At 60.3% G+C, this 13,164-nt stretch carries 11 protein-coding genes; 6 read left to right on the top strand and 5 right to left on the bottom strand.

Annotated elements, in window-relative coordinates:
- Positions 1-149: 149 nt before the first annotated feature.
- From FBY36_RS04095 to galU, 5 genes are all read left to right on the top strand, one after another.
- Positions 150-737: a hypothetical protein gene (locus FBY36_RS04095; protein ID WP_142117461.1), complete on the top strand. Its 588-nt coding sequence runs from the start codon at positions 150-152 to the stop codon at positions 735-737.
- Between the two features lie 2 nt (positions 738-739).
- Positions 740-1,021 carry a PqqD family protein gene (locus tag FBY36_RS04090; protein WP_142117460.1) on the top strand — a complete coding sequence of 94 codons (282 nt, stop codon included), beginning with the start codon at positions 740-742 and terminating at the stop codon, positions 1,019-1,021.
- 4 nt (positions 1,022-1,025) lie between these two features.
- Positions 1,026-2,246: a PqqD family protein gene (locus tag FBY36_RS04085; protein ID WP_235008711.1), complete on the top strand. Its 1,221-nt coding sequence runs from the start codon at positions 1,026-1,028 to the stop codon at positions 2,244-2,246.
- A gap of 45 nt (positions 2,247-2,291) precedes the next feature.
- On the top strand, positions 2,292-3,863 hold the full coding sequence (locus tag FBY36_RS04080; RefSeq protein ID WP_142117459.1) for a polysaccharide biosynthesis tyrosine autokinase: 1,572 nt from the start codon (positions 2,292-2,294) through the stop codon (positions 3,861-3,863).
- A 979-nt stretch (positions 3,864-4,842) separates the two neighbouring features.
- Complete coding sequence (gene galU, locus FBY36_RS04070) at positions 4,843-5,733, top strand: UTP--glucose-1-phosphate uridylyltransferase GalU (RefSeq protein ID WP_142117457.1); 891 nt, start codon at positions 4,843-4,845, stop codon at positions 5,731-5,733.
- 74 nt (positions 5,734-5,807) lie between these two features.
- On the opposite strand, the gene rfbA is transcribed toward galU, so the two are convergent.
- The 5 genes from rfbA to FBY36_RS04045 form a co-directional block, all read right to left on the bottom strand.
- Positions 5,808-6,713 carry a glucose-1-phosphate thymidylyltransferase RfbA gene (gene rfbA, locus FBY36_RS04065; protein ID WP_142117456.1) on the bottom strand — a complete coding sequence of 302 codons (906 nt, stop codon included), beginning with the start codon at positions 6,711-6,713 and terminating at the stop codon, positions 5,808-5,810.
- A gap of 46 nt (positions 6,714-6,759) precedes the next feature.
- On the bottom strand, positions 6,760-7,167 hold the full coding sequence (locus FBY36_RS04060) for a VanZ family protein (protein WP_142117455.1): 408 nt from the start codon (positions 7,165-7,167) through the stop codon (positions 6,760-6,762).
- A 293-nt stretch (positions 7,168-7,460) separates the two neighbouring features.
- Positions 7,461-8,075, bottom strand: coding sequence for an LPXTG cell wall anchor domain-containing protein (locus FBY36_RS04055; protein WP_142117454.1), 615 nt, complete (start codon positions 8,073-8,075; stop codon positions 7,461-7,463).
- A 171-nt stretch (positions 8,076-8,246) separates the two neighbouring features.
- Positions 8,247-9,950, bottom strand: a complete 1,704-nt coding sequence (locus tag FBY36_RS04050) for a DUF4012 domain-containing protein (protein ID WP_327436687.1) — start codon at positions 9,948-9,950, stop codon at positions 8,247-8,249.
- Between the two features lie 203 nt (positions 9,951-10,153).
- Positions 10,154-11,590, bottom strand: a complete 1,437-nt coding sequence (locus FBY36_RS04045) for a sugar transferase (RefSeq protein ID WP_142117452.1) — start codon at positions 11,588-11,590, stop codon at positions 10,154-10,156.
- Positions 11,591-11,955: 365 nt separating this feature from the next.
- Between FBY36_RS04045 and FBY36_RS04040 the strand changes: the two genes are divergently transcribed.
- Positions 11,956-13,101 (top strand): DUF1972 domain-containing protein, encoded by a 1,146-nt coding sequence (locus FBY36_RS04040; protein WP_142117451.1) that lies wholly within the window; start codon positions 11,956-11,958, stop codon positions 13,099-13,101.
- Positions 13,102-13,164 lie beyond the last annotated feature (63 nt).

The following is a 13,164-nucleotide window of genomic DNA, read 5'->3' as shown; positions in this document are numbered from 1 at the left end:
TTGATTGAACCTTGCAAGGCAATTGCAGAAAACTTAATTACCGTTCGTAAGAGTAGGCGCAGCCGGACAAATCCGGCTGATGCGCGCTGCCGGTCTCATCTGGGCAGCGGCGTGTAAAGACTACTCTGGGGGCACAATTGTCTGAGGTTTTGAACGCGGAAGTCGATGGTCAGGAAGAGAACGGTTTCAGCCGCCGGCGGGTAGTCGCAGGCGTTGCCTGGTCGCTGCCCGTCATTGCAACGGCCATTGCTGCTCCGGCCGCTGCTGCCTCCGGCGTCTCAGCTACGGCCGCCCTGACAGGGCCTGGCTCGAGCATTTCCCTTATTAGCTCAACGGGTACCGGCACGGGTACCAACCGCACGGGTACCGGCCCAACGGGTTTCCAAATCACGAACAGCGGTACCACTTTTACCGGCGCCGTCAGCGGCACCGTGAACATCAAACCAACAGCAACGGTTGCCGCGGGGGCGGGCGTCCAGTCCATCCAGGCCGGGTCAAGCCCCCTGACGCTGTCCGGGGCTTCCTACTCTAGCACCCATGAATACAACGCTACGTTCACTTACAGCGGCGGCGTTACGGGCGGCCAAACCCTGAATTTCCCCATCTCGTTCCAATACGAGCGCATCTCCGGTTCGCAGCCGAGCAAAGTATCGTACACCTACACACTGACCATTACGCTCAGGCTTCCCGATGGCACCAGCCGTATTCTCACCGGCGCTCTAACAGTTAACCACTGACCATGGTCTGGAAGCGTGGCGGCCTGGTCGCAGAAGTCTGCACAGAACCGCGGGCCCGCGTCGCCCTGCTGCACCTCGACGCAACCCAGCCCGTGGTCCTGGAAGGGCCGGCAGCGGTCATCTGGGACCTCATTGACGGCCAGCGGAGCGAGCAGGACATCTTCGCTGAGCTCGAGGCCACCTTCGAGGACCAGTCGGGACAGATGCAGGCCCAGGTGGAGGCATTCCTGGCCAGCCTCGAAGCGCAGCGCCTGATCGAGGCTGCCCGCGGCGCTTCCCACTAACGGCATGACGTCCGCAGGGATCACGGGGAACGAACAGTCGGCGTGGCAGCAGCGCCTGTTCGAGGAGTTGGCACGAGGCGGTGATCTGCTGTGCCTAAAGGTCTTGGGGCAGCGGTTTGTGGTCCGCTGGGGCCATGCGGTCACGTGGCAGCAGCGGGTATCAATGAGCTTGGCCTGGACGCGGTGTATCGTCAGCAGCCCCCAGCCCCTGCTGCCGCCGGAGCCAATGGAACCCGCTGCTGGCAGTCAGTTCACCGCCTCAGTCACCTGCGCCTCCATGAAGTACGGGGACGGCACCTTCCATATCGGAGCGGCGTCCTTTGAGGAGCTGGCTGAGAATCTCACGTCCCGGCTCACAGTGTCCGCGATTCTGGCCAACGCCGGTGAACTGACCATGCTCCACGCCTGCGGGGTTGCGGATCCGGGCACCGGGGCCGTGGTGGCACTGGTAGCCAAGTCTGGAACAGGAAAGACCACCGCAGCTTCCGTGCTGGCCAGGACGTACGGCTATGTCACGGACGAGACAGTTGCCATCGCCTGGGACGGCTCCGTGGTTCCCTACCCCAAGCCCTTATCGGTCAAGCAGGGAGCCGGAGCACCTAAACGCCAGGCTGGACCGGACGAGTTTGGACTTCAGCCGGCCCCGGCCTTGCCCTTCATCCAGTCCATCGTGCTCCTGAACCGTGTCCAAGCGCCCAATCCGGTAGCACCGGTACTGGAGCGGGTACCGCTGGCCGACGCCCTGCTCGCACTGATTCCCGAGTCCTCCTCGCAGGCCGACGTCGTGGACCCGCTGCAGTCACTTTGCCGTCTCATCGAGAGTGTCGGGGGAGTGTGGCAGGTGACCTATGCGGAGGCAGCGGACCTTCCGGTTGCCCTGGAGCCCCTGTTCCGGCTGCAGCCAACGTCAGGGCCGGAATGGGAAGCCGCAGCGCCGGATGCTGCCCGGAGGCGACTCCTTCCCGCTGGGAGTATCCGGCGGAGGGCCTCGAGGGATGCAGTGAAGATTGGCCGCGACCTGCTGGTCATGCTGGACAACGAGATCGTGCGTCTCAGTGGGATCGGCCCGGCACTTTGGGAAGCCTGCTCCGTGCCGAGGGGCCTGGAGGAACTGACGGAACACATCGCGGAACTGCACGGTGAGCCCGAAGGCTACCGGGCCACCGTCGCCACCGCCGTAGAGCAGCTCATCGCCACGTCGGTATTGGAACGCCGCGCACACTGAACAGCCCTCGAGGCGCAGACAAAGACCTGAATTTGAGGAATCACCATGAGCACAATAACAACGTCCACGGAGGCGTCGCCGGGACTCGACCTTACGGACTACCTGGCCATCCTGCGGGTGTACTGGAAGGCCGTTGTGGCTTTCACCCTGCTGGCCACATTGGCAGCCGCGGGATGGACCGTTCTGCAGCCCAAGGTCTACTCCTCCGACTCCAGTGGCATCGTGGTCACGCCGGGCTCTGACAATGTCAGCCTGGCGCTGGCCGGGGACAGCCTGGCCAAGGCCAAGGTCAAGAATTACGAGTCGGTGGCGAAATCGCGCCTCGTCGCGGACCGGGTCATCCAATCGCTGGACCTGAAGACATCCGCCGATGCCCTGCTTGGCAGCATCACCGTGAAGGTTCCGCTGGACACGGCAGAGATCAAGGTGACTGCACAGTCCACCGATCCAGCAACCGCCCAGCGCGTAGCCGATGCCTGGGTCAACGGCCTGGCTGCCCAGGTTGAGGCCATAGAAACCGCGCCAGCCACCGACTCAGCGGGGCAGGCAAACGGTGGGGCTCAGGCCAGCGCCGGGTCACAGGCGGACGCAGCAACAGCTGTCCGGGTGCTGCCCCTGGGCAAAGCCGTCCTTCCCGTCAGCCCCACGTCACCCAACACCAAGCTCAACCTGGCCCTGGGCGCCCTTGTCGGCCTGGCGCTGGGGGTGGCGTATGCGCTGGTCCGCCGGCACTTGGACCGGCGGATCCGGAAGGCTGCGGACATCGAGCGGCTGTTCGGCGTCCCCGTGATCGGCACCCTCCCTGTGGACCACCGTTTGGACGGGAAAAGCACCATCGTGGACGCGGGCAGCGCCGCGCAGCTTCACGACGCCGGCGGGGCCATGGCCGAAGCCCTCCGCGAGCTGCGCACCAACCTCAGCTTCCTTGATGTCGACCAGCCGCCACGGATCATCGTGGTCACCAGCTCCATGCAGGCGGAAGGCAAGTCGACAGTCACTGCCAATCTCGCGGTCACCATGGCGGCAGCGGGAGAAAACGTCGTAGTGGTCGACGGCGACCTCCGGCGGCCCACGCTGGTGGACGTCTTCAACCTTGTCCCTGGAGTCGGAGTCACCGATGTCCTCACGGGCACAGCGGAGCTCAGCGATGTCCTCCAGCCGTGGGGGGCGCTGCCCAACCTTTCAGTCCTGGGATCGGGACGCATCCCGCCCAACCCCAGTGAATTGCTTGGCTCCCGCGCCATGAAGAACATGCTCACCACCTTGGCCAAGAATGCTGTTGTCCTGATAGACGCGCCGCCGCTGCTGCCTGTAACGGATGCTGCCGTCCTCTCCCGCGCGGCGGACGGTGCCATTGTCGTAATCCGGACCGGCAGGACCACCCAGGAGCAGCTGGACCAGTCCCTGGGGAACCTTGAAAAGGTCAAGGGACGCGTCCTGGGAGCCGTGCTCAACTACGTTCCCACGAAGGGGACTGATGCCTACTCCTATTACGGAACCTACACCTCGGTTCCCCCGCAATCATTGGAGGAGCCGGAGCCCCTCAGTGAATGGCAGGACCCAGACGCCATAGACGTATCGGAGGCAATTCCTGGCGGCCGCAGGGTCAGGATCTAGGCCTCATGGCTCACTCTGCCAAGGATGCCCAGCTCAGTCTCCCGGAAGGCGTACTCCTAGGGCATGCTCTCGTTGCGCGGCTGGCGGACGTCCTGGGCATTCGGGTCTTCTTCATCAAGGGGCCAGCCAGTGTCCTTCAAGGGCTGCGGCACGCGAAAGTATCGTCAGATGTGGACGTTTATGTTGACCCCTCGAGGCTGCATGATTTGCTGGAGGGCCTTAGTGCGCGGGGTTGGAGGGAACGCCCCGCGGACCCGGACAACAAAACGTTCCCAAAGCACTCGGTCACCCTCGACCATCCAGAGTGGCCTTGCTGCATTGACGTCCACTTTCGCTTTCCAGGAATGGAAGATCTCGCCGGCAATTGCTTCGAGACATTGTGGGCGAGCACCGCCCACATGGAACTTGCAGGGCAGCGGCTGAGAGTCCCCACGAAGTCGCTTGGGATTTTGTTTCTGGCTTTGCACGCTTTGCGGTCGCCTGAACTGCCTTCCTGCCGTCAGGAGCTTGAGTACCTTTCCGGCCTCACACATCGGGAATCCCGGGACGAAGAACTTCTGGACCTCGCGGCTGCTACGGGTTCCCTGGCGGCCCTGCGCCCCTTCGTCGAAGGTCTGCTTCTCCCATCCATGGCTCCCGAATGGCCGGAACCGTCCCAGGAATGGCGCAACCGTGTGGCGGCGCGGGAGCCTGGTAGCGCCCGGCTCATTGCCCTTCTCCAGGCCCCGTGGAGGAGCAAACCAAATCTTTTGTGGCGGGCAGTCTTCCCTCGAACCGAAGTCTTCCTTAGCGGGAACATCTATGCGGATATGTCTTTCGTAGGGCGACTGAATCAACATCGCAGCAGGTGGGCGCGGTTTTTCAAGGCCGTACCGAGGCTCGTTAGGGACCTCCGCGGACTCTGATCCAGCGCTGAATAGGCCTTCCCTAATGCGCATCCGATTGCCGTTTGCCACAGCAAATTTGTTAAGGTTCAGCTATGACTAAGGGGAAAGCTATTACCAAAGCCGTCATTCCTGCTGCCGGATTGGGGACACGCTTCCTGCCCGCCACCAAGGCAATGCCGAAGGAAATGTTGCCGGTGGTAGACCGCCCGGCCATCCAGTATGTGGTGGAGGAAGCGATTGACGCAGGCCTCACCGACCTGCTGATGATCACGGGCCGCAACAAGCGCGCCCTGGAGGACCACTTCGACCGCGAACCCGGCCTGGAAGCTGCGCTGGAGGCCAAGGGCGACAAGGACAAGCTGGGCTTGGTGGAGTACGCCTCCAACCTGGGTCCCATCCACTACGTCCGCCAAGGCGAGGCCAAGGGCCTGGGCCACGCGGTCCTCTGCGCACAGCAGCACGTGGGCGACGAGCCCTTTGCCGTGCTCCTGGGTGACGACCTCATTGACGAGGCCGAGGACCTGCTGGGCACCATGATGGAGGTGCAGCAGAAGACCGGTGGTTCCGTGATCGCCCTGATCGAAGTTGATCCGTCTCAGATCAGCGCCTACGGCTGCGCGGACATCTCTGTTGTTGAAGGCGAGGACTATGTCCGCGTCAACAGCTTGGTGGAGAAGCCGGCCGTTGGCGAGGCGCCGTCCAACCTGGCGGTCATCGGCCGTTACGTGCTGCACCACAACGTGTTCGGTGTCCTGGAGAACACGGAGCCGGGCCGCGGCGGCGAGATCCAGCTGACCGACGCCCTGCAGACCCTGGCCGCCGGCGAGGGCGAAGGTTCCGGCGTGTACGGCGTGGTCTTCAAGGGCCGCCGCTACGACACCGGGGACAAGCTGAGCTACCTCAAGGCCGTCATCACCCTTGCTTCCGAGCGCGTGGAGTTCGGCGAGGACCTCAAGACCTGGATGAAGAGCTTCGTGGGCTAACGCAGGCCGCAAACAAATCGGGCCCACCACAGTTCGTGGTGGGCCCGACGTCATTTAATGCGATTGTCGGAGTTTCAGCGGTTTACGAGTTCCAGCCGCTCAGCGGAGGTCTCGGCATTTTCTCCCAGCAACTCCAGCAAGTATTTGCCGTAGCCGCTCTTAGCAAGCGGCTCGGCGCGTTCTTGCAGTTCATTGTCGGTAAGGAAGCCCAGGCGCCAGGCGATTTCCTCGGGACAGCCGATGGACAGTCCCTGCCGGTGCTGCACGGTACGGACAAATTCCGAGGCCTCGTTGAGGTCATTGAAGGTCCCCGTGTCCAGCCAGGCGGTGCCGCGGGGCAGGATCTCCACCTGCAGTTTGCCGCGCTCCAGGTAAACCCGGTTGACGTCGGTAATTTCCAGCTCGCCGCGGGCAGAAGGCTTCAGATCGCGGGCAATCTGAACTACATCGTTGTCATAGAAGTAAAGACCGGGCACTGCATAGTGGCTCTTGGGCTCCGCAGGCTTTTCCTCGAGGGAGATCGCCCGTCCGGTCTCGTCGAACTCCACCACGCCGTAGGCTGAGGGGTCTGCAACCCGGTAGCCGAACACGGCTCCGCCATCGATGTTTTCGAAGCGACGGAGCCGCGTTCCCATACCTTGGCCATAGAAGATGTTGTCACCAAGTACCAGGGCCACGGGCCCGTCACCAATGTGCTCAGCGCCCAGGATAAAGGCCTGAGCCAGGCCGTCCGGGGAGGGCTGCTGGGTGTACGTGATGTTCACCCCGAAGCGGCTGCCGTCGCCCAGAAGCCGCTGGAACTGGTCTGCGTCGTGTGGTGTGGTGATGATCAGGATGTCCCGGATACCCGCCAGCATGAGCGTGGACAGCGGGTAGTAGATCATGGGTTTGTCGTAGACCGGGACCAGTTGTTTACTGATGCCCAAGGTAATTGGATGAAGACGTGAACCGGTTCCCCCGGCGAGGATAATTCCGCGCATTGTTATATTTTCCAATACGAGTCGAAATGGAACCAAATCTGTCATCTCAAGCGCGGCAGGAAGCACGCGTTGGGTCATGGCTAGTGTTGAGTTTGTACCTTATTAATGTCACCAGAAGTGCACCAATTGTCGCTCCTGCAATGTTGGTTACAACATCTGACAACGCTGCAAGGCGGGCGTGAAGAAACAGGAGCTGACTCAGTTCGATGCACCCCGAAACCAGCAACCCGAGGGCCCCGATCTGCCACCAGTACTTTCTGGGAAAGGCCAGGCTACTGACTATTCCGAGTGGGACAAACAGCAGGACGTTAGCAGCCGCTTCCACGAACGTATAGTTCACCCACGCTGGAAGGCCGTGCTGGTGAAGAAGAGCTAAAGCACTTGCCAAGTGCCCCTGAACTGGCTGGTCGATTGGGGATGGCCAAAAGGCCACCAAGGCCTGGGGAACGAGCATGGCGGCCAGGACTCTGCGCCAGAGCCGTTGGTTCCGGAGGGTTCTCAACGGAGCCTCAGGAGGCTCGAAGAAGGGCGAACGCGGCCGTTGCGAGGGAGCATACAGCGAGGAGCGCCAAAAGGGCGTAGCGGAGTACTTGTGGCCGGGGGAGGGGAAGGGAAAAGTCGTACTCGCGTGGTGTTTTGTGCCAATGTCTCCCCATAGCCCTAATAGTTACCACACAAAGCAAAAGGTGGGTGCATCTCCGTTTCCGGAGATGCACCCACCTTCGTTGGTGCTAAGGAGCGTTTCGCTTAGGCAGCAGCATCAGCCTTGGCGCGGCGGCGAACCACTACCACTGAGGTTGCGCCGGCAGCCAGAGCGCCGGCGCCAACCAGGGTCCACAGGACCAGGCCGGAGTCAGCGCCGGTGTTGGCCAAGCCGCCGGTGTTGGCCAGCGGAGCGCCGCCGGTGGTGCCTGCAATGGACCCGCCGGTGTTGGCCAGCGCGGCTGCAACTGTGACCGTGACGGGGCCGACGGTCACACCGGAGGTTTCACCGGTTGCGGTCAGGCTGTAGGTGCCGGCCTCGTTGATCGCGATCGGCAGGGAGAATGCGCCCTTGGCGTCCGCCGTGGTGGTCAGGGTTTGCGCCTCGGCCACAACGTTGATGCGAGCTGCCACGGCCCGGCTGCCGGCGATGTTTGCACCGTTGGAGGCGGGAGCCTGGCCGGGCGTAACGCGGATGACGAGCCGTTCGCCAGCAAGGAAGCCCTGGCCGCGGAAGACGAAGGTCTCACCGGGGCCGACGGTGCCGTCGGAAACGGCTGCCTGCGGCGGAAGCGCCGGGTACGTTGCGGCCATGGCGGGTGCCGAGCCAATAAGTGCGATGGAGCCTGCAAGCGCGAGTGCAGCGAAAGTCTTCTTCATATTTGTCCCCCCGGAGACGTGAAAGTGTGGTACCCGATTCGGGGAAATGTCCCCTCTGCACGAGACCGTGTGCAGATCTACGGATGAATATCCCAAGAAAAAGATACCATCCGTCGTGGCATGTCACCAACCTCAATCCAGTCGGTTTACATAGTGTTAACGCGACTGTCACTAGCCTTGCCCACAGGACGCGTTTTCCGTCGGAAGAATAACGTCCTTTACAGGCTGGACAGTGGGTGTGACAACCAAGTTAGGTTCCGTGCGCTGGACGATCTTCCCAAAGGTGAACTCCACGGCTTCGGTTTGACCTGGTGTGAGTTGCTGAGCAACCACGCCTACTGGCCTGTTCGCGTGCAGGTAAGGCGCGAAGGGAGTCTTCTGTCCGTCGAGCGTGGCTGATTCGATGTTTGCTTGGACCGGTCCGTAGACGACGACATTTGTCCGGACGGTCCCTGGCGGCACGCCATAGTGGCCGCCGCCGGTGACGTATGCGGGCAACGACTTCGCTGCATCTGCAGGTGCTGTATTTGTGCTCACGATTCGAACGGCCGTCTCCTCATAGCCGTCCTTGGAGCACTTCCTAATGAGTTGAACTGTTCGTTTGATGTAGTAGTCCATCTTGGCGCCAGTTCCGTCGTTGAAATAGGCACCGAACTCGGCCGGGGAGACGTTTGGTCCGCTGACGGCCCCACCCAATTTGTAGTTTCCAATAATCGCTTGCTGAGCTGCGCTTGCGGACCATAACGAGACTCGGCCCTCTTCAACACCACGGGTGAGACTTGCTACCAAAGCCTTGGCCTCACCATTTCCTCCCGAAAGCGCGCCAAACACCTCTTGGGCTACGCCGGCAAAATAGGCGTCCTGCAGCTTTGGGTCCTCGATCTTGGCGTAGACGTCTGACAGCAGCGTGGAAACTATGTTCTCCTTTGTCAAGTCGACAGGAAGTCTGCCTTTGGCCAGGGCTGCCACCTGCGGATTGGTGATCTTGATGGGGCCGGTGGCATCCAAAAGATAACTGAAGGCCACGGGGTCGATGGAAATTACTCCGTCAAGGCTCTCACCGGTCTTTTGCTGCCACATGGCTTTTGCTGTAGCGGCCGCGGTCGGAAAATCAGGAGTAAGGTTCACGTCCTGCATATACTTACCGATACGGCTCGAGAAAATTTGTTGCTGCTGGGCCTCGACAGGTAGAACCGGTGTCATGGTCCCAAGCTCAGTAGCGGAGCTCTGTTTGCCGAGACTCAGTTTCCCCTGGTCGATAGTTAGTTCGGCGAGAGCGCCCGGAATACCTCCGGAGGCACGCGTTTCTGCGTTGTTTTGGATCATCAGCAGGTAGCGCTTGGGCCCGTCTGCGCCCAACATGTCCGGAGCAATTTGTGCGACATTCGCCGCGGTGTTCAGTGCGGTGGTCGCTTGTTGAAGCTCTTCGCGTGCACTTGCGAGGGGGGCGGACACCTGCGGAAGCAGGTTTTCGGAGTGAATGCTGTTGAGTCTGTCTGCCGATGCTGCGACTGCATACGCTGCAGACGACACCGTCGGCGCTGCATTCTTTAGCGGAGTCAGATTCGATCCCGAAGATTTTGGAACGAGCTCTCTCCAATCGAGAGAATTGGAGATCCTCACGAGCGGAGCCATTCCCAACTGCGTAACGTCGTCCGCCGAACGAGCTACTTCTGTCACAGCCGAAAGATTGGGACCAATCCAAGGCATTCCCGACGCGAGGGTCCACACAGGGTCCTGCGCGGAGTTCTTTGCACTCTCGGTGTAGTGCGACATCTGCTCAACAGTCGAGGCTGCACCGCTTGTGTCGGATGAAGATATTTCGTGTTTCATCTGCTGCACGAGGTCCGCTGCTGCAGACAAGTCTGCATTCACCCGGGACGCTTTGTATGCGAGCCATGATGCCGCCACAACTAGAAGCACCAGACAGCCAAGAAACGATATAAGAACTCGGCGAATCCGACGCTTACGGGATCGTTTCGTGGCCTCATTGTGATTAAGCCCCCGCGGGCGTGTCTCATGGGGTCCTGGCATTAGGCAGAATCCTTCCAGCTTGCATTAAGTGGATATCTCAGTCATCAGTAGGCGCCGGTGCGCTGAAATACCGCGCGCGCGGTTCGCAGCAGAATCACCAAGTCTCCTGCTAAGGACCAGTTTTCGACGTAGTAGAGGTCCAGACGCACGGAGTCTTGCCACGACAGATCTGAACGTCCACTGACTTGCCAGAGTCCCGTCAGCCCAGGTTTGACCAACAATCGCCGACGCACATCGTGTTCGTAAGCTTCGACCTCTCGCGGCAGAGGTGGACGGGGACCAACTAAGCTCATTGAGCCGGAGAAGACGTTGAACAGTTGGGGGAGCTCATCCAAGCTGTATCGGCGCAGGAACCCCCCGGCTCGGGTTACACGCGGATCGCTTTTCATCTTGAACAAAACGCCGCTACCTTCGTTCTCACGGGCGAGGGTGCTGAGCTGCGATTCCGCGTCCACCACCATTGAGCGAAACTTCAGCATCTTGAAAGGTGCGCCCTCGATTCCCACGCGCTCCTGACGAAATAGGGCCGGTCCGCGGCTGTCGAGCTTGACGGCGAGTGCGATAAGCGCCATGAGGGGGGATGCACAAACAATTAGGACGGCGGACACTGCAACGTCGAAGAGGCGTTTCGCAACCCGTTGCCCACCTTCCAAGGTCGGCGTAGTTACATGGATAAGCGGAAGCCCGGCGACTTGTTGGGTGTGTATACGAGGACCTGCAATGTCAGTCAACGCCGGGGCCATGATTAGACCAACGTTCCGGGCAGCTAGTTCCCAACCCAGATGACGAAGTGTCTGCGGGTGCAACTGCACGCCAGCGGAAACAGCGACGGCATCAGCTTTGGATTCGTCGATTGCAGCCAGTATCGACGGGATTGCAGGGTCTGATCCGAGTACGGGCAGCCCCGAAATATCTGCGCTGATGTTCTTATCCGGGCCGCCAGGGGTGTAGGCAGCGATAGGCAGGTAGCCGGAGTGCCTCGCTCCAGCAAGCGTGTCCGCCAGATGCGCGACTGCGCTCGGGCCACCCAGAATCATCAACCGTGACATGCTGGAGCCGCCCTGGCGGTCGACAGATAGGTGCTGCCTCAGCAGCCAGCGCGCGAGTAGCAGTCCAAGTAATCCGGCCGGCAGCGCAATGCCGACGTAACCTCTGGCAGTTTCGATTCGAAGCACATAAGAAACGATGGCCACTATCCCAAACAGCCAAAGTGATGCAGCTGCGACACGTTTGTATTCGTCTGCGCCAGAGCCCAAGATTCGACTTTGTCTGCTGTTCCATGCCCCGAGCATCAGCCACCACGCAATAACCAAAGCGGCTGACAGCCCCATGTAGGAAAAGTCTTGTCCTTCGACGATGAGGTTGGGAGCAAAACCGAACCGCACGATGTAGGCACCAGAAATCGCCCAAACTATTACGAAGGCGTCAACGACACGCAGTCTGCGCGACGTTCGCTGACGCCAATCACGCGTTGTCCCCAAGTCAGTATCCCTACCAGTTCGTTAGTTAGGCCGGGAATAACCCCCGCGGTAACGATACAGCCAGCAGCGAGTCTCCCTCCATTTTTCGGTGACGACGAGCGACGCTTGCGTCGTAGCGGCCCGCCACCGCATGTACCAATCACTGCATGTTCCCAGGTTCAGGTTATGGTTAGCGGGACGAACAGAGCCGTCAGAAGCGCCGGATGTCAACGCGCATTTGGGTTGTTTCGTCGGAAATCGATTTCCATCGATCCGTTACGAGGCTCGATGCGTGGCGGCCTCTAATGAACGCCGTTTCGTGCAGGAGCGATGTGTTCGGAATGGACAACGGCGCGAACTAGACGCCCGGGAGAAGATGGAACTGGATGAAAAGAACGACTGCCGCACAGCAAAACCGAACTGTGGCTATTATCGGAACAAGGGGTTACCCGAGCTATTACGGTGGATTCGAGACGGCCGTCCGCAAACTGGCTCCCTATCTAGTTGGGCGCGGTTGGAATACCGTCGTCTACGGGCGGCCTGGAGCCGCGCGTATGGACGACCCTGCTCGAGATTTGAGAGTCCAGTTGGTCGAAACAAGAGGACTGGAGACAAAGTCCCTAAGCACGCTGACCTTCGGTTTAACCTCCGTGTTGCACGCCTGCGTGCGAAAACCGGACGTCGCCATAATCATGAATGTTGCCAACGGGTTCTGGCTTCCCCTGCTCCGGCTCCGACGCATCCCAACCGTTGTGAATGTTGATGGCATTGAGTGGGAACGCGCCAAGTGGGGGCGCCTAGCCAAAGGCGTTTTTAAACTTGGCGCGCATTTCACGGCCCGGTTCGGGAAGACGCTTATAGCAGACTCCACTGAGATTTCTAGGCGCTGGAAAAATGATTTCGGCAGAGAATCAGCCTTTATTCCTTACGGCGGCGACATCCCGGCCGAGCTACCGCTTGTGGATGACTTGAATCATAGAGGCTACGTGCTAGTTGTGGCACGATTTGTGCCTGAGAATTCTGTAGAAGAGTTTTTCGAAGCAGTACCGGAAATAGCAATGAATTTTCCTGTAGTCATTGTTGGTTCGTCCGGCTATGGCGGTCCTCTCGATGAAAAGGCGGGGGCGCTCAGCGTCGAACATGACAATGTTCATTGGCTCGGGCATGTGAGTGACGATGCAAAATTGCTGTCACTATGGCAACATTGCGGCGCGTATTTCCACGGCCATAGCGTTGGAGGAACGAATCCGGCCCTGGTGCAGGCGATGGCATGTGGTGCACCCACGCTCGCCCGCGACACTGTCTATAACCGGGAAGTGCTGGGTCCACATGGAAGGTTTACAGCGATTGGGCCCAAGGACATCGTTTCTTCTGTCCTTGAGCTAATGGGGGATGTGAGCCTACAGGCCGAAGCGTCCTCCAACGGACTGTCGCGGGCGGCGACGACTTATTCGTGGGAAAGCGTCTGCAAGGCGTACGAGGAAGAAGCTGAAAAAGTACTTGAATCTCGTCACGTTCCTGCGCGGTCTTAGACGATGCTGGGAACATGGGTAATACATTCTTCTAGGGGGAAATAGTTGCTTACGCGTGTCGCC

Source organism: Arthrobacter sp. SLBN-122, from assembly GCF_006715165.1.
Lineage (GTDB): Bacteria > Actinomycetota > Actinomycetes > Actinomycetales > Micrococcaceae > Arthrobacter.
Note: the sequence above shows the minus strand (reverse complement) of the source record. Positions and strands in the feature narration are given on the sequence as shown.

Bases quoted from the DNA above. Each gene is read 5' to 3' on its own strand.
- FBY36_RS04080 (WP_142117459.1), top strand. From the start codon at position 2,292: ATGAGCACAATAACAACGTCCACGGAGGCGTCGCCGGGACTCGACCTT.
- FBY36_RS04090 (WP_142117460.1), top strand. From the start codon at position 740: ATGGTCTGGAAGCGTGGCGGCCTGGTCGCAGAAGTCTGCACAGAACCG.
- FBY36_RS04060 (WP_142117455.1), bottom strand. From the start codon at position 7,167: ATGCTCGTTCCCCAGGCCTTGGTGGCCTTTTGGCCATCCCCAATCGAC.
- FBY36_RS04055 (WP_142117454.1), bottom strand. From the start codon at position 8,075: ATGAAGAAGACTTTCGCTGCACTCGCGCTTGCAGGCTCCATCGCACTT.
- FBY36_RS04040 (WP_142117451.1), top strand. From the start codon at position 11,956: ATGAAAAGAACGACTGCCGCACAGCAAAACCGAACTGTGGCTATTATC.
- FBY36_RS04085 (WP_235008711.1), top strand. From the start codon at position 1,026: ATGACGTCCGCAGGGATCACGGGGAACGAACAGTCGGCGTGGCAGCAG.
- galU (WP_142117457.1), top strand. From the start codon at position 4,843: ATGACTAAGGGGAAAGCTATTACCAAAGCCGTCATTCCTGCTGCCGGA.
- rfbA (WP_142117456.1), bottom strand. From the start codon at position 6,713: ATGCGCGGAATTATCCTCGCCGGGGGAACCGGTTCACGTCTTCATCCA.